20 protein-coding genes and 1 pseudogene are annotated in these 23,040 nt (G+C 43.2%); 10 read left to right on the forward strand and 11 right to left on the reverse strand.

The genetic code is table 11. The features are described from left to right. Positions 1-4: 4 nt before the first annotated feature. From Pas1_RS03620 to Pas1_RS03655, 8 genes are all read right to left on the reverse strand, one after another. Entirely contained in the window at positions 5-550 is a 546-nt protein-coding gene (locus Pas1_RS03620) for a MinD/ParA family protein (RefSeq protein ID WP_136625600.1), read from the reverse strand. Then, entirely contained in the window at positions 534-1,841 is a 1,308-nt protein-coding gene (gene flhF, locus Pas1_RS03625; protein WP_112294532.1) for a flagellar biosynthesis protein FlhF, read from the reverse strand. Before flhF ends, Pas1_RS03620 begins: the two co-directional genes overlap by 17 nt. Continuing rightward, complete coding sequence (gene flhA, locus Pas1_RS03630) at positions 1,838-3,916, reverse strand: flagellar biosynthesis protein FlhA (RefSeq protein ID WP_112294533.1); 2,079 nt, start codon at positions 3,914-3,916, stop codon at positions 1,838-1,840. Before flhA ends, flhF begins: the two co-directional genes overlap by 4 nt. Then, on the reverse strand, positions 3,913-5,073 hold the full coding sequence (gene flhB / locus Pas1_RS03635; protein ID WP_112294534.1) for a flagellar biosynthesis protein FlhB: 1,161 nt from the start codon (positions 5,071-5,073) through the stop codon (positions 3,913-3,915). The genes flhA and flhB overlap by 4 nt, the downstream gene beginning before the upstream one ends. Positions 5,074-5,262: 189 nt before the next feature. Beyond that, positions 5,263-7,203 carry a Tar ligand binding domain-containing protein gene (locus tag Pas1_RS03640; RefSeq protein ID WP_136625601.1) on the reverse strand — a complete coding sequence of 647 codons (1,941 nt, stop codon included), beginning with the start codon at positions 7,201-7,203 and terminating at the stop codon, positions 5,263-5,265. 58 nt (positions 7,204-7,261) lie between these two features. Further along, positions 7,262-8,257: a flagellar motor protein MotB gene (gene motB / locus Pas1_RS03645; RefSeq protein ID WP_112294536.1), complete on the reverse strand. Its 996-nt coding sequence runs from the start codon at positions 8,255-8,257 to the stop codon at positions 7,262-7,264. A 3-nt stretch (positions 8,258-8,260) separates the two neighbouring features. Beyond that, complete coding sequence (motA, locus tag Pas1_RS03650) at positions 8,261-9,124, reverse strand: flagellar motor stator protein MotA (protein ID WP_112294537.1); 864 nt, start codon at positions 9,122-9,124, stop codon at positions 8,261-8,263. A 94-nt stretch (positions 9,125-9,218) separates the two neighbouring features. Continuing rightward, a complete protein-coding gene (locus Pas1_RS03655) occupies positions 9,219-10,019 on the reverse strand; it encodes an SAM-dependent methyltransferase (protein ID WP_112294538.1) in 801 nt (266 codons plus the stop codon). A 167-nt stretch (positions 10,020-10,186) separates the two neighbouring features. On the opposite strand from Pas1_RS03655, the gene Pas1_RS03660 reads away from it, so the two are divergent. From Pas1_RS03660 to Pas1_RS03670, 3 genes are read left to right on the forward strand one after another with little or no spacing between them, the layout of a single operon-like run. Continuing rightward, entirely contained in the window at positions 10,187-10,441 is a 255-nt protein-coding gene (locus Pas1_RS03660) for a hypothetical protein (protein WP_112294539.1), read from the forward strand. After that, positions 10,438-11,094 (forward strand): FlgO family outer membrane protein, encoded by a 657-nt coding sequence (locus Pas1_RS03665; protein ID WP_112294540.1) that lies wholly within the window; start codon positions 10,438-10,440, stop codon positions 11,092-11,094. The genes Pas1_RS03660 and Pas1_RS03665 overlap by 4 nt, the downstream gene beginning before the upstream one ends. Positions 11,095-11,147: 53 nt before the next feature. Beyond that, complete coding sequence (locus Pas1_RS03670; RefSeq protein WP_112294541.1) at positions 11,148-11,744, forward strand: FlgO family outer membrane protein; 597 nt, start codon at positions 11,148-11,150, stop codon at positions 11,742-11,744. Between the two features lie 5 nt (positions 11,745-11,749). Here Pas1_RS03670 and Pas1_RS03675 read toward each other — a convergent pair whose 3' ends face one another. After that, positions 11,750-13,009 (reverse strand): response regulator, encoded by a 1,260-nt coding sequence (locus Pas1_RS03675; protein WP_136625602.1) that lies wholly within the window; start codon positions 13,007-13,009, stop codon positions 11,750-11,752. A 394-nt stretch (positions 13,010-13,403) separates the two neighbouring features. Between Pas1_RS03675 and flhD the strand changes: the two genes are divergently transcribed. The 3 genes from flhD to Pas1_RS03690 all read left to right on the forward strand — a co-directional run bounded on the left by flhD (position 13,404) and on the right by Pas1_RS03690 (position 18,489). Beyond that, positions 13,404-13,736, forward strand: coding sequence for a flagellar transcriptional regulator FlhD (flhD, locus tag Pas1_RS03680; protein WP_096672510.1), 333 nt, complete (start codon positions 13,404-13,406; stop codon positions 13,734-13,736). Between the two features lie 37 nt (positions 13,737-13,773). Further along, positions 13,774-14,337, forward strand: a complete 564-nt coding sequence (gene flhC / locus Pas1_RS03685; protein WP_096672511.1) for a flagellar transcriptional regulator FlhC — start codon at positions 13,774-13,776, stop codon at positions 14,335-14,337. Positions 14,338-14,520: 183 nt separating this feature from the next. Continuing rightward, positions 14,521-18,489 (forward strand): beta strand repeat-containing protein, encoded by a 3,969-nt coding sequence (locus Pas1_RS03690; protein WP_112294543.1) that lies wholly within the window; start codon positions 14,521-14,523, stop codon positions 18,487-18,489. Here the strand turns inward: Pas1_RS03690 and Pas1_RS03695 are convergent, their stop codons facing one another. Together Pas1_RS03695 and Pas1_RS03700 are read right to left on the reverse strand one after the other, a co-directional pair. Next, complete coding sequence (locus tag Pas1_RS03695; RefSeq protein ID WP_096672513.1) at positions 18,490-18,756, reverse strand: type II toxin-antitoxin system HicA family toxin; 267 nt, start codon at positions 18,754-18,756, stop codon at positions 18,490-18,492. 2 nt (positions 18,757-18,758) lie between these two features. Next, positions 18,759-18,998 (reverse strand): DUF1902 domain-containing protein, encoded by a 240-nt coding sequence (locus Pas1_RS03700; RefSeq protein ID WP_096673055.1) that lies wholly within the window; start codon positions 18,996-18,998, stop codon positions 18,759-18,761. A 126-nt stretch (positions 18,999-19,124) separates the two neighbouring features. On the opposite strand from Pas1_RS03700, the gene Pas1_RS03705 reads away from it, so the two are divergent. The 4 genes and pseudogenes from Pas1_RS03705 (at position 19,125) to Pas1_RS03720 (ending at position 23,026) form a co-directional block, all read left to right on the forward strand. Next, positions 19,125-20,234 (forward strand): response regulator, encoded by a 1,110-nt coding sequence (locus Pas1_RS03705; RefSeq protein WP_096672514.1) that lies wholly within the window; start codon positions 19,125-19,127, stop codon positions 20,232-20,234. 36 nt (positions 20,235-20,270) lie between these two features. Beyond that, positions 20,271-20,750, forward strand: a pseudogene (locus Pas1_RS03710) (GAF domain-containing protein); the annotation flags it as partial. A gap of 57 nt (positions 20,751-20,807) precedes the next feature. After that, positions 20,808-22,655 carry a sensor histidine kinase gene (locus tag Pas1_RS03715; RefSeq protein ID WP_112294545.1) on the forward strand — a complete coding sequence of 616 codons (1,848 nt, stop codon included), beginning with the start codon at positions 20,808-20,810 and terminating at the stop codon, positions 22,653-22,655. After that, entirely contained in the window at positions 22,652-23,026 is a 375-nt protein-coding gene (locus tag Pas1_RS03720) for a response regulator (protein ID WP_112294546.1), read from the forward strand. The genes Pas1_RS03715 and Pas1_RS03720 overlap by 4 nt, the downstream gene beginning before the upstream one ends. Positions 23,027-23,040 lie beyond the last annotated feature (14 nt).

The raw sequence follows: 23,040 nt of genomic DNA on the forward strand, positions 1-23,040 counted from the left end.
GATCTTATTGAGTAGGGGCTATACCAAATTGGGTAGTAAAAATAGGGTCTCTAGTAATCATGCGTGTCACTACAGGGGATGAGTCCATGACGACTGGGCTTACCCAACTGTTGCTAAGTGTACTAAAACCCATGATCTCTAGTTGAATCTGTGAAAAAGCCCGGCTGGCATGCTTAAGGTTGCGAAAGACGGTCTTCGCAGTCTCAGGATTTTGGGCGCTGACGATGATGCCAAATACCCGGTTTTCAGGACTTTTGGCCAGTAATTTAATGATTCCAAAAGCCCGCTTTATAGATTCAGAGCTTTGCGCCAATTTGAGTACGATTTCGTGTTGATTTAAGAGTGCCAAGGGGAGCTCCTGAGCCCGGTCTAGGCTCATATCGATAAAGTGAATATTCCGTCCACCGATATCCATAGTTAGGTCTTGTAGAAGCTGACCTTTGCCTTGGGCTAGTTTTGTACTTAAGGCTTTAATTGGGCAAGCCTTGGTTGGCATCAAAATCCGTCTGAGACCTTCTGCTTGATCGCGTGGATTAAGCATATTGAACATGCCCTTGTGTTATCGCTGTAGATTTGCTGAAAAAAGCAGGCAAGTCTTCTGGTCTGACAATCGAGAGGTGATCACTAGAGTCTTCTTGTTTGAAAGCCTCTTCAATCAAAGCGATTTTATCGACTAGAGCAATGTCTTCTGGAACGCGTTGACCATTGGTGAGATACAGGACTTTCAGTTTATTTTGCAGAATCACATTAATAACGCCGCCCAAACCAATTGCTTCATCTACTTTAGTGATGATGCAGCCATCCAAACCTCTGCCAGCAAACGCCTTGCTCACATTATTGAGCGTATCCAAGGTGCCACTAGCATTTAGGCAAATGATTTTTTTGATATCACGTGATGCCTCGCACAGCATATCAAGCTGACTACTAACCATCTTGTCTTTTTGGCTTAAACCAGCCATATCGATGAGGACGAGCTTCTTGTCTTGTAATTTCTCAAGGGTCTGTTGCAATTCTTGAGCATCTTTTGCGGCAAACACTTCAACACCCAAAATCTTGCCATAAATACGCAATTGCTCATGACCGCCAATACGATAAGTATCAGTGCTTACCAAGGCAATGTCTTGATTGCCATGTTTAAGGACAAAGCGTGAGGCAATTTTGGCAATCGTCGTAGTTTTGCCGACACCAGTAGGCCCAAGCAAAGCATAAATACCATGTTGGTTCATGATTTCCGCTTCATTTTCTAGGGCCTGCATATTCTTAGCCAGTAAATTCATTGCCCAAGGCTTGGCTTCTTTGGAAGAAAAATCGGAAGGGAGTTTGCTAATCACGCGTTTAGCCAGATCTAGATTAAAGCCAGCAGATAAAAATTGACTCATCAAATCCCGTTTATTAGGGCTGAACTCAAGGGTGCTATTAGAGAGAGTCTCCAGTTGTGCCTGGAACTGATTGCGCATTTCGCGCATTTCTTTAAGCATCCCCTGAATCTGAGGATGATTGATGATCTCAACGGGCTGCTCTTTAGGCGCTATCACCTCTACATTAGTAGTAGTCAACTCGACAACAGGGGCAGCTACCTTAGAACTAGATCTACCATTGAGTAAATCGACAGTAGCCTGTACCTTTTTGGCTTGCAAGGCTTTTTCCGCTTGTTCCTTAGCAGTAGACACGCTGCCCAGCAGGTTTGAGCCAGGAAGAACGCTGGATTCACTGCGCGCCAAAATTTCTGTCCAGCCGTTAATCGAGCGATTAGAAATAATGGTAGCGTCTTCACCAAGCTCTGCTTTGACTTGCATCAAAGCCTGACGAGTCGTTTTGGCTAGAAATTTTTTCATGGTCATACTGAACCTCCAATTAAGTTGGCAACACGGATAGTTTTGGAATCGGGTAATTCTTCATGAGAGAGCACGCGTAGATTAGGCGTAACTCTCTTCAAAAATTTGGCTAAGGTCGCGCGTAAGGGTGAAGCAACGAGCAATACTGGGGAATGTCCGTTTCTCTCTTGTGCTTTAGCTGCTTCATTCGCTTCGTTGGCAAGGGTTTTAGCAATGCCAGGCTCAATTGAGCTGTTATCGCCAGAGCCAGTCACTGCTTGCATCAATAAACGCTCAAGATTGTTTTCTAATGAAATCACCGACATCTCATTGCTATGAGGGAAGAGCTGTTGCGTAATTGCGCGACCCAATTTGATTCTGACTTTTGCAGTCAGATCGGCAGGATCTTGTGTATGGGGAGCATATTCAATGAGCGTTTCCATGATGGTGCGCATATCGCGGATCGTGACACCTTCAATCAAAAGATTTTGCAGTACTTTTTGTACTACTGAAATCGTCAGTAATTTGGGAATCAGGTCTTCAACCAATTTTGGCGACTCTTTAGCAAGTAGAGTGACTAATTGCTGAACCTCCTGATGTCCCAGCAATTCTGAGGCATGCATACCAATCACATGGTTGAGGTGGGTGGCAATTACTGTACTTGCATCGACTACGGTATAGCCTTTGCTTTGGGCGTCTTCGCGTAGTGTGTTGTCAATCCAGGTAGCAGGTAAATCAAATGCAGGATCAGAAGTGACTGGGCCTGGTAGTTCACCAGTCACATTACCAGGATTAATAGCTAAAAATTGACCGTAGTGGGATTCTCCTTTAGCAACCTCTACGCCCTTAAGCTTAATGACATAGGCAGAGGGCTTAAGATCCAGGTTGTCGCAAATATGCACAGGTGGAGTTAAAAAACCCACATCTTGTGCAAACTTTTTACGTAGTGCCTTAATGCGTTTAATGAGATCACCACCGTGACGTGAATCAACCAAGGGAACGAGACGAAAGCCTACCTCAAGACCCAATGCATCGACTGGCATGACATCGTCCCAAGTGGCATCAATAGACTCTTGAGCCACTTCTTGGCTTGCATTTGTTTCTGAATCCAGTAATTTTTTAGTTTGATTCTTTAATGAATAGGCAATGCCAGCAAGGGTGGCTGCAAGTAACAGGAAGGCCAAATTCGGCATACCGGGAATGAGGCCCATGCCACCAATAATAATGGCCGTGATATTAAGAATCTTCGGATTGGTAAAGAGTTGCTTGGTTAACTGTGTGCCAATATCTTGATTATTCGCAACGCGTGACACCACAATACCGGCCGCAACTGAAATGATGAGCGATGGAATTTGGGCTACTAAGCCATCACCAATAGCTAGTAAGGTGTAATTTTTAACTGCTTCACTAAAGCTTAAATCATGCTGGAGCATACCAACAATCAGGCCGCCCAGAATATTGATGACGATTACCAGAATGCCGGCAATCGCATCGCCACGAACATATTTCGAAGCACCATCCATGGCACCATAAAATTCAGCTTCTTGACCAATATCTGCACGGCGGCTACGCGCTTCATCTTGACCGATTAAACCTGCATTGAGATCAGCATCAATTGCCATCTGCTTACCGGGCATCGCATCTAAGGTAAAACGAGCACCTACTTCAGCAATACGCCCAGCACCTTTAGTTACAACTGTAAAGTTAATGATGGTCAAGATGATAAAAACTACAATACCAACAGCGTAGTTACCGCCAATCAGGAAGTGTCCGAAAGCTTCGATGACCTTACCAGCGGCAGCAGGGCCTGTATGACCTTCAGTCAACACTAAGCGGGTTGAAGCTACGTTTAAGCTCAAACGTAACATCGTGGTGACCAAAAGCACTGTCGGAAAGGCTAAAAAATCCAACGGCTTAGCGGTTTGCAGTCCGATCATTAATACTAAGATGGAGAGTGCAATATTGAATGTAAATAAAAGGTCCAAGCCAATTGCTGGAATCGGCAAAATCATCATGGCTAGTAACATCACGATGATGATAGGACCCGCAATCGTCTTGCTATTAAGGTTTTTGAGAGATTCTAAAAATTGTGAGAAGTTCATGATGCAAGCTCAAGTTGCTTAGGGTTAGATAGCGGATCTAATTCATCTGGCACAACAATATTGTGTGGTTGAGTTGGGTAAGCGCCGCTGCGACCATTGAAGTTCTTCACCTGGAACACAAAGGCCAAAATCTCAGCAACAGCAAGGTATAGGGATTCTGGAATTTCTGCATCAAGTTCAGTATTGGCATAAATTGCACGCGCAAGTTTGGGTGATTCCAATATCAAAATTTCATGCTCTTTAGCAATTTCTCGAATGCGTAGTGCCAAGGTATCTGTTCCTTTAGCTAGGAGCATCGGTGCTCGCATATCACCTTCTTTATATTGAATGGCAACAGAGTAGTGCGTAGGGTTGGTGATAATGACATCTGCCTTTTGTACATTGGACATCATGCGGCGACGTGACATCTCTCTTTGTTGTTGGCGAATCTTGGCCTTGATTTCAGGGTTACCGTTACCTTCTTTGGATTCTTGTTTTAATTCTTGGCGGCTCATCTTGTGTTTTTCAGCATAGCGATAGAGTTGATAGGGGACATCAACTAATGCAATGACTACTAAAGCACCCACAATAAAAATGAATGCTTTGACAAGAAATAAGCCGGTCTTTGCAAGGCCTACTTCAACTGGAATCAGCGAGAGCGTAATCAGCTGAGGAAAATCTGCAGAAATTACAAAGTAAGCTACTACACCTATCAGGGTTGCTTTAGCAATGGATTTAACGAGCTCCACTAGGGAGTTTTTAGAAAAGAGATTGCCCATGCCTTTGATGGGATCAAGTCTTTCTAAATTGGGTGTGAGTAATTGAGTGCTAAAGTTCCAGCCGCCAACCAATACTGGCGCTGCAAGGGCGGCAATCATTAATGCAAAGCCAAGCGGAGCAAAGGCGATTAATAAGTCGATAACCTGATCAGATAAGCGGCTAAGACCGGCTTCTGGATTGAATGCCAATTTGCTATCAAAAGTCAGACCACTACTCAGCAGGTCTTTTAATGCGGAGTTGAGGTGATAACCCAACCCCCAGACTGACATGCCGGCAGTAAACAGCAAGACGCAAGTCGCCAATTCCTTGGAGCGAGGAACGTCACCCTCTTCGTACGCTTTTTCTAGTCGCGTCGACGAGGCCTGTTCTGATTTTTCTAAATCGCTTTCTTCTGCCACCGCTACACCTTAAATAGGATTAAATTGCTGATAAATGATTTTCAGCGAGCGGGGCTTAAATGAATTGCTGGAAAAGGGGGGTGAACCCCCCTTAATTCAAGCTTCTAAAACCAAGTTTATTGGCAATGGAAGGCCAAAAACATCCGATTTAGAGTGACTGTTGGGTATAGCGACGACCTTAGATGGGGCCTAAAACAGCTTCCAGTCAGGGTCTTTTTCAGCAGGATTTGCTGCGGGATTTTCAAGTTCTGGACTCTTTGGCGCATCAAGTGAAGCAGTCTTGACGGGGGTATTTTGAGGCGCTGAAACTGTCAAATGACCAAAAGTCTCGGCTAAAGCATTGGCATGTTGCAAGAGCATTTCCCCGCTGAGAGCCGTATCTTTCATGGTTTCGACATTTTTCTGGGCAATTTTTTCGACCTGGGATACGGCGCCATTCACCTCGTAGAGGTTCAGGCTCTGATCTAAAGAGGCGGTCGTAATGTTGGCGCTCATATCAGCAACATATTGCGTGGAGCTAGCAATACGCTCAACGAACTTATTAATACTATCTATTTTCTCGGGAGGAACGCCTGCTTGCGCTATTTCGGTACTTAGGGCGTTAGCCATTTCAGTACTGGATACTGCCATGAGCCGAACTTGCTTAGCGTTTTCAGCATTTTGTTTAGTGCTTTCACCCAAACCTTGCATCTTCAGGTTTGAGGTTTGCAAGACTTGAGCCTGCTCTTGTGCGCCTTTGATCAGGCTTGCATGGTAAAGCGTTAATTCCTTAGCTAGCTTCTGAATTTCTACCCCTTGAACTTGGGCAATACTACTGAACTCTTCCATTTTATCTAGCAGTTGATTCATGGTCTTGTTGAGTAAATTGACTTCTTCCAGTTCGCTATCAACGGATAGCCGTTTACTTAGATCATGGTTTTGCAACGCTGCTGGAATGGTTTGAGCTTGCGCTAAAGCTTTTTGGAGTGCTTGCTCAATAGTGCGCTGCGCAGATTCAGATACTTGACCTTTTTGCATTGCCAGATCAATAGTAGTGTTGAGTTCTTGAGCGAATTCATAAAAAGCACCGCGATGCTGATCTGCATCTCGGCGGCCTAAGAGTTTGCCGTCTTGCAGGGCGGCGTTCAAAATGCTGGTATCCAGTATGAACTGTTTCCACTCACCCTGAATCGCTTTAATGGCCGCCATTGCACTGCTATGATCACCTGCACTCAATGCAATGCGGTAATCTAATTGGCCGCTAGCGATATAGCCTGCAGCCTTCGTTAATTCTTCAGGACTAGCGCCTAAACTATGTTTGAGAGTTCGAGAGATTTGAGCAGCCAGGCTCAGCATGATTAGCATGCCGACAGCAATAATCATCAGCTTGTCAGTTGGCAAGCTGTTGTTGGAAGAGGGGGCGCTTGATTTTGCTGAGGGAGTATCTAAGGAAGCTTCGTTTGGCCGATTGGCTGGCTCACTTACAGAAGTTACGGGAACCGAAGGGGCTGCAGGATTCACTTCAGTAACACTTTTCTTTTGTAAGGCAATTAGTTTTGCGCTCGCTTGTGCCTTGATAAGAGCATCTAGATCTGTCATCACTTGCGTTTGCAAGCCTTGAGTGCGAGCGAGTAATGCGCTGGCTTGCGATAAATAATTGACTTGCAAAAGGTCAACGGCAGGTTTGATAGATTGGTTAACCAGCTTGTCAAAATCGCTTGTAAATTGGCTTGCTACCGTTTTTTCTTCAGCGCTTAAAGGCTGCGCTAAGAAGGACTGCCACATAGCATTCATCTGTGCAAGATCTTGAGTGACGCGTTCCGCTAGATTACGCACTTCCTCTGAGACGGGATCGGGGGATTTTTTCTCTGCGTATGCGGTATTTAAGAAGATACGATTTTGTGCAATCAGCTCTTTGAGCTTATTTAAATCAACGGGTGCAGGCGTATCGGCTTTTGGCAATTCAGATGCAGTGTTTGTTGATGATGAGGAGTTTGACGACTTTAAAGTTATCTTGAATTCTGGAGTCCAGCTTTGGGTATTGATTAGGAGCAAGCCTGCCATAACAAGCGCGGTCAATAACATGCCGAGCAGGCTAACCTTGACTGGCAAGTAAGGAAGTTTCGAAAGTCCGGTATTGAGTTTGATCATGATTTACATTATTACAAATAAACGGAAGGGTACATAACTCAATTGAAGTGGCTAAGCCTCAGGGTTTAACTTCTGTCTTAGCCGCTGGCTTCACATCTGGCTTGGCGTCTACCCTAGTGGTTGGCTTTGCCTCAGGAGCTGAAGTTGGGGCGCTTTTAGGGCCTGAAGCTTGTATACCTTTTTGTACCCCTTCAGCATTACCAGCTTCAATGGACATATTTTTCTCTATGCGCTCTTGCGCTTTTTTGTTCATCACAATAATGGAGATGCGGCGATTAATGGGGTTTAGTGGATCTGTCTTGTCATATAAAACTGCAGAAGAAAGACCAATCACTTGGAGTAATTTAGTTTCGTCCATACCGCCATTAACCAATTCTCGCCTGGCAGCATTCGCTCTGTCGGCAGACAGTTCCCAGTTGCTATAAGACTTTTCTTTATTAGGGAAGGGCAATGCATCGGTGTGACCAGACAAAGTAAGTTTGTTCTCAACACCATTGAGTGACTTGCCAATTGTTTTCATAATCTCCCGCGCATAAGGCTGGAGTTCATCATCGGATAAGGCAAACATGGGTCTTTTCAGGTTATCCACAATCTGAATGCGTAAACCGTCATCAGTAATATCAATGAGAATTTGTTTTTTCAAGCTTTGCAGTTGTGGGTTATCTTGAATAACAGATTCCACTTTGGTTTTCAGTTGCTTGAGGCCCTCCTCATCCAGCATCTTTTGTGGAGATTTATCGCTGTTGTCATCTGCTTTAGAAACTTCACCGTCTTTACGCGTCAGATCTTTACCGCCACCAACGAAAATACCGCTTGAACCAGTAGTGCTAGGTCCGGTAGATACGATTTTTTCAATCGGCATCTTGAAGTATTCAGAAATACCCTTTAAGTCCTCCTTGGAGACGGACGCTAGAAGCCACATCAAAAGGAAGAAGGCCATCATGGCGGTTACGAAGTCTGCATAAGCAATCTTCCATGCACCTCCGTGTGCCCCACCAGCCACTTTTTTAATGCGTTTTACAACAATGAGAGGCTTTTCTTCTTTAGTAGCCATGGATTAACGCGTCCTGGCGCCTTTAATATATTCTTCGAGTTCCAGAAACTCAGGACGCTCAGTAGAATTTAATACCTTACGTCCAAACTCTACTGCAATCGTTGGCGCATAACCGTTTAAGCTGGCTAGCAAAATGATCTTAGCGGTCTGTAGCATCTTAGAAGATTCATTCAGCTTTTGTTCTAGGATAGTTGCCAATGGGCCAACGAATCCGTAGCAAAGCAAAATACCCAAGAAGGTTCCTACTAGCGCATGTGCAATCATGACTCCCAACTCATTGTTTGAAACTTGGCCAACTGAGGACATCGTGTGGACCACTCCCATCACAGCGGCCACAATACCAAAGGCTGGCATACCATCAGCCATTTTTGCAACTGCATGACATACCGCATGACCTTCATTGTGATGTGTCTCAATATCCACATCCATGAGGTTTTCAATTTGAAATGGCTCCATATTGCCTGAGAGCATCATGCGTAAGTAATCGCATAAAAAGTCCATCAAATGATGGTCTTTCATAATCTTTGGGTATTTGGTGAAGATGGCGCTGTTCTCTGGATTTTCAACGTCTTTTTCGATGGCCATCATGCCGTCTTTACGAATCTTGGTCAAAAACTCAAACATCATTGCCAGCAAATCTAAATAGAGGGCTTTGCTGTAGCTCGATGGAGCCAGCACAGTTGGCAAGGCTGCAACCGTTGCTTTAATTGTTTTGAGATCATTGCCAACCAGAAAGGCGCCAAATGCTGCGCCGCCAATCATTAATAGCTCGATTGGTTGAAGTAGTGCTGCAAGATGGCCGCCGGCCATCATAAATCCGCCGAAGACTGAGAAAATAACGACTACGTAACCAATGATGACAAACACAAGAAGCCCCTTTTTGCCTGAATATCAGAAGAATACCTGTAATTACGACATTTAATTGCCTGAATAAAGCAAGATTATGGTGCCTGTCTTTCCGTTACGTGGGGCGATATTGACCCATTTGGTAGACGAAGCATTGGCGCTGGTCTGAGCTAAAGCCCATTTTCTGTGATTCATCAATGCCAGGGACGGGAAATTCATGGCTAATTAAGAGGCTTTCGCTATTCATCTCCAAAAGGGCCTTGTCCCAGAGTTCGGGCATTGCTGCAGGAGAAAGGTAGGCAAAAATCAGGTCATAGTCGGAAAAATTCACTTTTTCATAGTTGCCTAGACGAAAGCGAACCCTAGAAGTAAAGAATTTGGCTTGTATAAGACTTATAAGCCAGGGCAAAGGCGCTATCTCAATGCCCTCAACCCGAGATTCTGGTCGTAATTGGGCTATGCGGAGTGCAAAATTGCCTAGACCGCTGCCAATTTCCAGAATTCTGAGCTTTTTGCCCGGTAAAAGTTCAGAAACTGCAGTCCAAACCTCGGGTTTGGAGGGGTAAAAAGGCACTTGAGTGATAAAAACTGACCAAAAGAGGGCTCCAGTAAAGATGAAACCCGCTAAAAAGTAGCTGGTGGGAATGTGTAGTTCCAATGCCGCCCAAATAGCTAGTGGGAAAAAAAGTTGAATATAGCGCCACCAGTGCGCCATTTTAAATTGAGCGCTTAAAAAATAGGCAAATATACCTTGCGCTACAAATAAGCATGCCAGGCTGGGAAGCCATTTATAGAAATGAAAGCCCAGTTGTATTAAAAGCCAGCACAGGGTGGCAGCCAAAATAAAAGCAATACCCTGAACGAGAAGGGCAATAAGAGCAGGCGGAGCCTTACTAAAACCAAAATACTTTGCCATCAAAACTTCAGTTTTTAAAAATCATTTGAGTAAATCCTCATCAATTGCAATTTTGAGCCGTAAAGGGATAAAGAAAGCATAAGAATCCATTCAAGCGGGCTGCATTAAAACGTTTGTGGGTATTGAATTATTCAAGTGAGGCAGTTAAGGGTTTACGGGCTAGGGATATGTTGCGTTTAAATTATCTTTCATTATTGATTGCGAGTCTTCTGATTTGTTCAGGCTGTACTTCTGCGAGCTCGCCCTATGCAGTCAACTGTGAAAATTGCAATGCTCAACCTTACTACTCAGTGATGATTATTCAACCTGGTATGTCTAGTGATTTTCCAGTGAGTTATCGCGTTCGACTTCCTGAGGGTGATACGAAGCTCAGTAAGGTAATGCCAACTGAGGCAGTGAGTTCAAGAGCGGTACCCCAATGAAATTGCATTTAAATCCTTTCGTATTCTCGATTCGCCTTGCAAGCACATGCGCTTTTTTTTCTGCAGTATTTTCCTTGAGTGCACACGCCCAGACACAAGCAAGTCAAGAGAGGACTGTTTCACCTTATCCATTTCGTTATGAGGCCATTTCCCTCATTCCAAGTACCTCATCTTCTGGTGCCCTGAATACAGCCTCGATGTTTATCGCTGAGCAGTTAGAGCGTAATCTTTCCCCGGAAATGAGAAGCCGTGCATTGGTAGTCACAGATTTTGTTGATCTCAGTACTTTGAATGAGACTTCTCAGCTAGGCCGGCTCTTGGCGCAAAACTTGATGCATGAAATGCAGTTAAGAAATTGGTCTGTCACAGACGTTACCTTCAGAAAAAATATTCTGATTGAATCTAGCGGTGAGTTTTCTCTGAGTAGGGATGTCAAGCAACTGAAGCCACCGGTACAAACCGGTAGCATTATTACTGGCACTTATGTGAATACCGCTGAGGGACTTATTCTGAATGTCAGAATGATTCAGGTCATCAGTGGCGCTGTAGTATCCACAGCGCAAGTTAAGTTGCCGCAAGATCGTTTGATCTCGCATTTGTTGAATGGTCCTCCAAGACCACCAGCTATGCCAATTTTAAACCTCGCTAATTAATCGTACTAGTACCCACTAGTAGAATACGACTTTTATTGATATTCTGAATCGATATGTCTATTCGCCAATCCCACAACTTTTCTTATCTATCTATAGGTATTGTTTTTCTCTGTGTACTTTTGGGTCTTACCGCTTGTGGTACCACTAGTCGTAGCGATGCTCAGTGCCTTACATTTGAAGATAAGCTGCAAGCAACGGATTTAACTGTCTTGGTTTCGGGCATGGCAACTGAGCTCAATACCTCATTACCTAAATTTGATCCTAATGGTCCAGACGAGTACGGTGTGTTACTCGTGGCTGATTTTGTCAATGTCAACACGCTCAAAACAGAGCCTAATGTCCTAGTCATGAGCGAGATGATGCGGAGTTATCTTGCGCGTATCCCCGGGAAGAAGGTAGTGCAAGTAGAGTTTGGTAAAGATATTCGTATCAGCGATACCGGCATTGTGTCTTTGACTCGCAAGATTGGTCAGGCTGGTAATACGAAGGTTGGCGCCAGTCAAGTGATTGTTGGAACTTACCTCAATTTGCCCAACAAGCTAGTGATTAATGTTAAAGCCATTGATCCCAGCAATCAAATTATTAGCGCTGCGATTGTGCGAGAGCTGAACTATTCTTGCAGTGGCGGTAAATTAAGACTCGACAAATAGCAATGCTATCTAATCCATTGAGTGATTTGATTTACTAGCTCTTTAGGATCTACCGTTTTAGAAATACAGCCATTCATTCCATGATCAAGGCATTGTTGAGAGGTATCTGCACACACTCTGGCACTAAGCCCAATGATGGGTAAAGACTTCAAATGCGCTTGTTCCCGAATTTGCTTGCAAGCTTGTAAGCCATCTAACACTGGCATCTGAATATCCATCAAAACTGCGTCGTATTGTTTGGTCTTTAAGAGTTCTAGCGCATCTTGTCCATTGTTTGCGACGTCGATACGCGCGCCAAAAATTTCTAAGTATTCTTTTAGTGCTTCTTGTGCGATAGCATTATCTTCAGTTAACAGAATGACAAGATCTTGAAGCGGTCTATCTTGAAGACTTTGTTGAGTGCTTTGCTTGCGATGATGTGATTCGTACTTATCAAGATATTGTTTTAAATAAATCCTAGTCTCTGCAAGTACCTCTAGAAAATCATGATAGTTTTCAGCATGGAGCTGGCCGAGTCTTAAGTCTGCATCTAGAAACTGTGCTGCGGCAAATACTGCATCAGCTCCAATGGTGCATGCAGACCCCTTAAATGCATGAATCCTTTTTTGTGCTGCCTGGAAATCATTCATTGCAACTTCATTTTGCAGGCCTACGCTGCAATCCCTGCAATCCACTGCAAATAGGTTCAGCAACTTGAAAGTCAAAGCAACATCATTCATCAACAATGCAATTTTATTGATGTTAAAGCCGGGCAAGTCCTTTAGTACTGTATCGGATAGCTTTTGGGGATCAGCAATATCTGTATTGGTTGATTTCAGATGCTCGCGTAGGGGTCGTAATTGCAAAATGCAATTGACCACTGTTTGATATAGCCTGTTTGGATCGATGGGCTTACTAATAAAGTCGCTCATTCCATAATCAAAGCACTGTTGAATTTCATCAGCGAATACACCTGCGCTAAGCCCAATGATGGGTAAAGACTTCAAATGTGCTTGTTCCCGAATTTGCTTGCAAGCTTGTAAGCCATCTAATACTGGCATCTGAATATCCATCAACACTGCGTCGTATTGTTTGGTCTTTAAGAGTTCTAGCGCATCTTGTCCATTGTTTGCTACGTCGATACGCGCGCCAGCGCGCATCAGAAATTGCTTAATGACAACCTGATTGATGAGGTTGTCTTCAACAATGAGTACTTGAGCCGTTGCTAATACCGGGTGATAGCCATTCGTTTGGCTCTCCATAGAGCTTGTGTTGTTTATAGTCACAGTTTTGCTCTAAATTCTGTGAACTGAGCACAAGAAATCTTAATATCTAAATTGAGTGAGAGAGTATTAGGGCTGGGTGATGATGGAGTCAAGCTCATTGCATTGCCTAATTTTTGGTAGCTTCGTGGCGTATACAAAATTTGGTCTCCATTTACACTTAGGCCTTATAAATCGGGCTTTTGCTAACCATTCGAATTATTTTTTTTGCTGATTACCTAGGTCTATTGCGACTTATTGAGACTGTCTAATCAGCAGCACAAAAACATCTTATACAGTTTTGTAAGTATTTTCCTTACTAAATTTGTAGCATTTATCTCATTTAGAAAAAAATTGGGTCGGGCAAACTACATTCATCGCGAAAGTACTAAATCGCATAAATTAAGTGAGATAGAACATGCAACTGATTGATAAATCACAAGAAAGCATTATGACAGAAATTCGTGAAGCGAATCTGAATTATTTAATGCTGGCTCAACAGATGATTCAAGCAGACAAGGATCAAGCTGTTTTCCGCCTTGGTGTGAGTCAGGATATCGCTGATTTAATTGGGGATTTAAGCAATTCTCAGCTGATCAAGTTGGCTAGCTCCAACATGATGTTGATGCGCTTTCGCTTTGATGATGCCGCTATGTTGGGTATGTTGACCAAGAATACTAAGGGTTTATCCCAATCCATTGTCCACAGCTCAATTTTGATGGCCGGCCAAAAAGCCGAAGCTATTGCCTAATTTCTGCAATACCTATAAAGAAAGCGGAATTTAGATCATGAAAGTCAAAAGCATCGTTGGTGAGACCGAGCAACTTCAGTTAGCAATTCAGTTAATTAATTTAGGTGCTCGCCTGCAGTTGCTGGAGTCGCATACTTCTTTGTCACGAGAGCGTTTGACTAAGCTTTATAAGGAATTGAAAGGTATCTCGCCTCCAAAAGGGATGTTGCCATTTTCAACTGACTGGTTTTTGACCTGGCAACCGAATATTCATTCCTCTTTATTTCTCAATATCTACAATTTCCTAAAAGAAAATACTGGTGTTACTGGTATTCAGGCGCTCATTAAGTCTTATCAGCTTTATCTTGAGCAATATCACATCATTGAGCAGGCTGACGACCATCCTGTCAGCGATGAGCCAGTCATCAGTTTGATCCGCGCGTGGACTCTGATTCGTTTTGTAGAGCAAAAACTTCTGAAAACTGAAACTTGTTCATGCTGTAAAGGTAAGTTTGTAGTTGATGTGTATGACTTACATGAAGAATACGAGTGCAATCTGTGTAATGTGCCCTCAAGAGCAGGTAAGTATCAGAAGAATAAGAAATTATTACTTGCTGCCTAAGTTATAAAACTTAACATTCAAATCAGTTTTATCTAGTTGTAACTCTCTTTCCAGGCGCTATTTCTAGCGGAGTCTAGGAATTAAGGCTATTAAATGCCTTTTTTCTAGCCATTAAAAAAACAGTAATTAATTAATATGGCTTAGTAACCTAAGCCATTAATTTTATTGTGTTTTTTAGTTTGTATGAATAATTCAATCACTTCCTTAGCATCTAGTCTGCAAAGTGCAGTCAATGATGTTCAGGCACGTCTTGATAAAACGCAAACACAGATTGCCAACGGTAAACAGCCTCTCTCAAAACAAGATGCTAGTGTCGTTGCTAGATTATCTAATCAGGCCACTAGCCAAGATGCTGTTCAAGGCAATATTACTAATGCCAACAACATCATCGATATTACACAAACAGGCTTAAGTTCAATCTCATCGATTTTGTCCCAAATGCAAGGTTTGGCCACGCAAGTGTCTAATGGTTTATTTAACTCCGTTGATCAGAGTAATTTGTTTGCTGAATTTGCTAGCCTTAATAAACAAATTGGACAAATTGCTGCGACAACTAGCTTAAATGGCAATAATTTACTTACTGGTAACCAGACATTATCAGTAGTGAGCGGTACCGATGGTGTGAATAACCAAACTACTGTCATTCAGGGTATAGATATCACCCGCCTACAAGCGGCTCTGAATGCCATTACTTTTGCTGTAGCTTCTCAAAATTTAACGCCAACTACGATAGTAGATGGTGTGCCTACTGTTAGTGCCCCCACTAGTGCACAACAAACGATTACCTTTAATGGTTTGGCAAATGGCGATAGTGCAACTATAGGCGGGCTCACTTTTACCGCCACTCGAGATTTAACGGCGGCGCAAGTGGCAACAGCCTTTGCTCAAAAGATCAATAGTCCAAGCAGTACTCCTACAGGCGGTAACTTTACGAATAGCTTTACAGGTAGTTTTACTGCTGCTGATAATGGAAGTGGCATAGTGATCCTTACAGGATCGATCACCGGACCACAATCTATTTCTGTTAGCGGCAACATTGCTAGTGCAACATCTCCAATTACTAATAGCAACATTACCGGTAATATCTCTGGAGTGGCTTATGTAGCCCCTACTAATGCACAACAAACTATTAGTTTTAATGGTTTGGCGAGTGGGGATAGCGCTACTGTAGGTGGCTTAACATTCACTGCTACTAACGATTTAAGTGCAGTGCAAGTGGCAGCAGCCTTTACTCAAAAGATCGCTACCCCCAGTAGCACTCCAGCAGGCGGTAATTTTTCGAATAGTTTTATAGGTGGTCTTGATGCCACTGACCTTGCCAATGGTTCAGTTAGATTGACGAGTAATCCTTTAGGCTTTCGAAATCCAGTTGCAGTCAGTGGCAACATTACGAGCGCAACATCTCCAATTACTAGCAGCAATATCACTAGCAACATCTCTGGAGTGACCTATGTAGCGCCTACTAATGCTCAGCAAACCATCAGCTTTAATGGTTTGGCTGGAGGGGATAGTGCTACTGTAGGTGGGCTAACTTTTACTGCAAATAGTGATTTAACGGCGTCACAGGTTGCCAGCATTTTTTATCAAAAGATTGCAAATAGCAGCAATAGCGCTGCTGGTAACTTTACCAATAACTTTCAAGGTGGTTATAACCTAACGAGCCCGGGCTCTGGAAATGCCGTGACCTTTACTGCAACGGCAACCGGTCCAAACTCGATTGGGGTTGGCGGTAATATTACAAGCGCAACAACAGCGATCACTTCTGCGAATGTTGCTAGCAACCGCACTGGGGTGGCCTATGTGGCACCATCTTATGCACAACAAACCATTCGCTTAAATGCTATGGCGCCTGGTGATACTGCTACTGTCGGTGGCCTAATACTAACTGCCACCACTGGCTTAACAGCAGCGCAAGTGGCAGCAGCCTTTGCACAAAAGATCAATAGCCCAAGCAGTACTCCAGCAGGCGGTAATTTTACGAGTAGCTTTATAGGTGGTTTTAGCGCTGTTGACAATAGCAACGGTACTTTTACGCTTAATGGAAATGCAGTAGGGCCGATGAGCGCAATTGTCGTAAGCTCTACCTTGTCTTCTTCTATTAGACCTGCATTAAGTGCAAGTGACATAACCATTATTGCTGCCGGAAGCCCTTCTTTAGCAGCCCAGTTTTCAGTTGTATTGCATTCCTTGGCAGCGGGAGAAACTGCTACAGTTGGAGGTCTTACATTTACAGCGAGCTCAAATGTAACGGCAACTCAAGTTGCCGATATTTTTGCAGCCAAAATTAATTCGAATACAGATAGTTCTTCAGGGACATTTTTGAATGCGTTCTCGGGTGGATTTGCTGCAACATCATCTGGGATGGGAAATCTATCTCTCAACGGAACTTCAAATGGTGCGAGAACAATGGAGGTTAGCGGTAGAACTGTAAGCCCAACCATTATCCAGTCTTCAGATGTGTCTATTTCTGTGACAGGCAATTACTCTAGCTCAGGCAACTATGCTCAGCAGTTGATTCAGATGAGGGCCTTATCTGCTGGCGAGACTGAAACTTTAGGAGGTCTTACTCTTACCGCAAATTCAAATATGACGGCAAGAGATGTGGCGATTGCATTTTTAAATAAACAGCAATACAACTCAGATCCACCTTCAAGTGCTGGCTCCTTTGGTGGCACTAGTTTTACTTATGGCTCGCAATTCTCTTTAAATAACTACAACGTAACCCTTGGACAACTGTCTGCAAATGCTTCTAGTCCAGGCCCCAGAGATTTGCTACCCGCATCTGGAACTGTGACCGGAGGTAGTGGTAATAGTGCGCTGAGCGCGTCTGATGTGACAACAATTTCTGTCGGAACTGCAAGTCAAGCCGGCGCTTATGCGCAGCAAACTTTGCAGTTTCATGATCTGTTTCCTGGTGAGAGCGTTACTGTTGGTGGCCTTACCTTTTACGCCAATACTTTCGTGAATGCAGCTACAGTGGCAAATAATTTCTCTGCGCGGATGACTAGTAATACCAGCTCACCTGCAGGCGGATATTTTGGCGGCTCATTTTCTGCAAACTTTGCCCCAGGATCTATATCAAGTGGTTCTTTATCAATCACCGGTACTTATTACGGACCACAAGGCGCAATTTCAGTTAGTGGAAGTTCAAGTAGCATTCCATCGAGTAATGCTTATTTGTCGTCATCTAACGTTACAACTGTAGCCGCTGGTTTTGCAGGTATCACAGGTGTCTACGCACAGCAAACAGTCAGTCTGAATGCTCTAAACGCTGGTGATAGTGCCACGATTGGCGGATTAACATTTACGGCTGCTAAGGATTTGACTGCAACTGAAGTAGCACAAATGTTTGCAGATAAGACTGCTGCTAGCAGTCCGCATGATCCCCTTAATGCAGAGGGATCCTTTGTGGGCTCATTAACTGGTTTTAATGGCGCTAGTACGGGAAATGCATTGACTTTAACCGGCACTTCATTTGGACCGATGAGTACAGTGAGCGTGAGCGGCAGTGTGACTCCTAGAGTCGCCATATCTTCGTCTAATGTCACTACTCAAGCTGTAGGCTCTAATGGTGTGTTGGGTGTCTACGCTAAACAGGCGGTTACTCTTCGCGATCTTAATTCTGGCGATAGCGCCACGATTGGTGGGTTGACGCTTACGGCCAATACCAACTTAACTGCCTCTGAAGTGGCTTCGATATTTGCTAGTAAAATTACTACAGGTAGAGATCCAGGTATAAATCTCGGGGTTTTCGGCGGGACATTTGTTGGTGGATTTACTGGCGAAAGTACTCGAAGTACCTTGACCTTAACTGGAACAGCCTACGGGCCGATGGCTACTGTTACTGCTAGTCAAATGGTTTCGGGTCAAGACAACGCGCCTAAGGCGATTGCTTTGATCAATCAATTCATTTCAGAGATCTCATCTACCCAAGCATCTTTGTCGGCTGCGAGTACGGATCTGAACGGCGCTCTTGATAAAAGTACAAAATTAGCGACAAGCTCGCAGAAAACAGTAGATGCAATTCAGAACATTGATTTGACAGCCTTGCAAGCAAGTCTGCAGGCTCTGAGTACCCAACAAAGTCTAGATTTTCAGGTAGTTGCGCAGATGAATACAGCCTCTGCTTCCATTCTGTCGATCTTTAGGTAATTACTTACCGGCATTTTCTTCCGCTTCTTCATCTTGATGGGCCTCAAACTGTTCGGGCAGGCCTGCGATCTTGAGAATGGCATTAGCAGTGTGGTGCGAGAGGATTTTACTATCGAACGGAAAGTAGATCCCTGTAATTGGTGAGAACCAAATGTCGTGATTGCCCCGGTGGGCTGGCGCATGATAGTTACAACCAGCTTCTTTGAGTATGACTAGTAAATCTGTAGAAAAAGAGTTACCACGATAAGACCCGATCACTTTTGCCATGATTAAGCCTCAGTTGGTATGTGAGCTACTGACGACTTACGGGCTAGCACTTCATACACAATTTCAGGCTGTTCCGTAAGTTTATTTAAAAGTATTAACTCTGGAACCATGGAAGAGAGCTTATTAAAGAGGATGTCAATAGAGTCAGCCTCAGTTGCCAATCCCAATACATCATCGGAGGTGGCGGACCAAATGCTCGCATCGTTATCCCACTCTGCGCGGATCAAAAATACTTTTTCCATGTGATCTCCAGTAACCAGATTGGTTCGACCTTTTAACATTCAAGAGTGCCCTAAGGATAATATAATAGAATAATGCGGAAATCTCTTAATTTATCAAAAATACCTATATAAATCAGTCACTAAGCCATGAAACCCACAAACATCTTAATTGTTGACGATACCGCTGAAAATATTGATCTATTAAAGGCTGTATTAGAGAGTCGTGACTATGCTGTTAAAACAGCTGCTAGTGGCGCCGAAGCCCTCAAATCTATCGAAGAGTCTATGCCTGATCTCGTGGTGCTAGATGTCATGATGCCTGAGATGTCCGGATATGAGGTGTGTCAGGCCATTCGTCAAAAACCACAAACTGCATTACTACCAGTAGTTATGCTCACAGCGCTGGATCCTTCCAGTGAAAAAGTCAAAGGAATAGAGGCTGGCGCAGATGACTTTTTAAGTAAGCCAATTAATCAGGCAGAACTGTTAGCGCGAGTAGATTCTTTGCTGCGTATCGCCGGCCTTCAAAAGGAAATTGCCGATAAAAATAAAGAGTTGTTACAACTGAATCAAGACCTAGAAAAAAAGGTTGCCCAACAAGTTGAGGAAATTGAGAGTCTTAATAAGCTCAAACGATCTTTGCCTGCTGATGTTGCCACCAAGATTGTTGCTGATAAACAAGAGGGTCTCCTGCAACCTCATCGCAAAGAAATCACCATTGCATTTTTTGAGTTGCGTGGCTTTGGTAATTTGGTGATGGATAGAGAGCCAGAAGAAGTCATGATCATTCTGAGCGAGTTTCATCAAATTCTTGGAAAACTCATTAGTCAATTTAATGGCACTGTGCAGCGTTTTTCTTGCGACGAAATCGTGATCTTTTTTAATGACCCGATACCGGTTGATAACGCTCCAATGCAGGCTATTAACCTGGCAAAACGGTTTCAAACAGCTTTCGCCAATCTCAAAGTTCGCTGGAGTCAAAAAGGCTATAACCCATCTTTGTCACTTGGGATTGGTGTTGCCACTGGATTTGCTACCTTGGGTATGATGGGTTTTGAGGGGCGTGAAGACTATACCGCAATTGGTGCAGTCACTGAAATTGTTTCAAGGCTATGCCGTGAAGCTAAGGCTGGAGAAATTTTGATGGATGTGCGAACTCAGTCACGCTTAAATGCAGATTCTGGTGCTAAACCCCGTGGCTCAATTATGTTTAAAGATATCGATAAGTCCATTGAGGCATTCAAAATTGCACAGTAAAAATTCACTTCAATCCGCTTGATTAGGAGTTAATAGATGCAGAAACCTGAAAATCCAATAAATGAATCAGAAAGACTAGCGGGATTACGCCAACTTGAGATTCTAGATACGGAACCTGAAGAGCGTTTTGATCGCGTTACTAAACTAGCGCGCTCCGTATTTAATGTACCAATTGCATTGGTCTCTTTAGTAGATAAAGATCGGCAGTGGTTTAAATCGAGTTGTGGTTTGGATGCCTCAGAAACTCCACGAGATATTTCTTTTTGTGGACATGCTATCTTAGGTAAGGATATTTTTCTGATCCCCAATGCGCTAGAAGATAGTCGCTTTAAAGATAACCCACTGGTCACCGGAAAACCATTCATCCGTTTTTATGCGGGTATTCCATTGCATTTACCAGGTGGTTTGGCGGTTGGTACCCTTTGCATTATTGATACTGCGCCAAGAAATTTCTCAGAAAAAGAGTTGGGTCACCTCCGAGATATTGCACTGGTAGTAGAGCAAGAGCTACAAGCCCACTTTGAAAGCTAAGGCTTTAGGGCTGGAAATCCTTCTAAAATTGCGAACACTCCATTGAAAAATAATCGTTTAGTCATTATCGCTTCGGGTGTTGCTTTGGGCCTATTGGTTGTTGCGATAGCCATTGCCGCTAGTTTTTTCTTGAAGTTCAATGCTGAATCGGAATGGAAGAGGCAGACAGATAATGTTTCTTTCACATTATCTGAGCACGCTGCGCAAACGTTTATTTCTGCGGAAGTTGCACTTAATAGTATCTACAACGCTTTACCGCAAAGCAGCTTTTCCAATGAATCTGCTTTTAAGCAGTATGCCGCTCAAAAGATAGTTCATCAACTGCTTGCTGAAAAGATTGCATCAAATCTCTTGATTGATGTGGCATCTATCGCTCTAGATGATGGGCGTTTAGTTAATTTTTCTAGATCTTATCCGCCACCACCGATCAACTTATCCGAGCGAGATTATTTTAAAGAGCTCAGAGATCACGCGCTAAACACTAATTTTTTTAGTCTGCCAGTTAAAAATAAGGGTACTGGCCAGTGGGTATTTTATATTGCCAAAAGACTGCAAACCCCAGCTGGTGAGTTCTTGGGAACATTACAGGTTGGTGTTTCAGCAGCAAACTTTTCTGAATTTTATAAAAAAGTGATTAGTAGTCTAGGTGAGGGTGCCTCCGTTTCTTTATATCGAAATGATTTTTCTTTAATGACTGCCTATCCCTTTAGGGAAGATTTAATTGGCCAGAAGATTTTGTCTAGTAGCACCAAGAAATTAATGTCAGATCAAAATATTAATCATGCTGTTGCAGAGGTTAGTACGCCAAGAGCTATTCAGGATGGCCTGTCTGAAACCCGTATTGTTGCCCCCAGAAGAGTAACTAATTTCCCATTCATTGTCACACCAGTAGTGGCGGACAATATTTATCTCAATAGTTGGCTAAGGTCGCTTTATGCGATATGGCTTATTGCAATTTTGAATTTGGTCTTGCTATTTATTTTTATCAAAATGATTTTGAATCGTAATGAGCAAATTCACGAGGAGTTGGTGCGAATTAGTAATGCTGAAAGTGCATTAAGGGAGTCTCAGTTAATTATTGAGAAGCAGAATATGGAGCTTGATAACAAGGTGCGTGAGCGCACTTTAGAGCTCGAGACAAATCAAGTCCGTTTGCAAGAAAGCAATCTCTTGCTGGAAAGTGCTAATCGACATAAATCTGAATTTTTAGCCAATATGTCACATGAGCTCAGAACACCACTCAATTCCATTATTGGATTCTCAGAACTTCTCAAAGAAAAGATTTTTGGTGAAATCAATGTCAAGCAGGCTGAATATGTCAAAAATATTTTTAACTCGGGCAAGCATTTACTCGATTTAATTAACGATATCTTAGACCTCTCCAAAATTGAATCCGGGGAAGTTGTGATATTCAGAGAAATTTTTTCTCTGAATAAGGCTATTCAATCTTGCGTTGCTATCGTGTCAGAGCGAGTTAAGAAAAATAAATTAAAGCTTAATGTATTTATCAGTGAGGGTGAAAATCTCATCTTTGCTGATGAGCGAAAAATGAAGCAAATACTTCTGAATCTACTAACGAATGCTGTCAAATTTACACCTGAGGGTGGTGAAATCGTAGTTCAGGCTGAAAGTACTGAGGCAGGCGTCAAGATCCTTGTGAAGGATTCTGGAATCGGCATTGATCCAAAAGATCAAGAGAAAATTTTCGAAGAATTTAAGCAAGTAGAAAATAACTACACCAGAAAATTAGAGGGAACTGGTCTAGGCTTGGCAATTGTTAAGCGTCTAATAGATCTACAAGGTGGCTGGCTTAAACTAGATTCAGCATTAGGTGAGGGTACAAGCTTCACATTCTTTATCCCCAAGGTTGATAAGGGGGGTGCAGAATGACCCATATATTGATTGTCGATGACAGCATTCTTAACTCAGCTCTCGCAAAGGATATTTTGCAATCCTCTGGTTATGAGACTAGTGAAATAGAGTGTGGTGAGGATTTGCAGGGGCAACTTGAAAGGCAAGTCCCAGACCTCGTATTAATGGATATTCAAATGCCCGGTATGAGCGGCTTTGATTGTTTGAGCTTTATGCGTGCCGATGATCGTTACGCTGCTATTCCCGTCATTGCTTTTACAGCTTCTGTTATGCAAGAAGACAAGCAGGCCATTATGGATGCCGGCTTTAATGCCCTCATAGAAAAACCGATTGGCTTTAGAGATTTTCTAAGCACTATTGCATCCACCCTAGAAAATTCTGTTGCATAAGCCATTATTTCGAC

The sequence above is a fragment of the Polynucleobacter paneuropaeus genome (assembly GCF_003261235.1).
Lineage (GTDB): Bacteria > Pseudomonadota > Gammaproteobacteria > Burkholderiales > Burkholderiaceae > Polynucleobacter > Polynucleobacter paneuropaeus.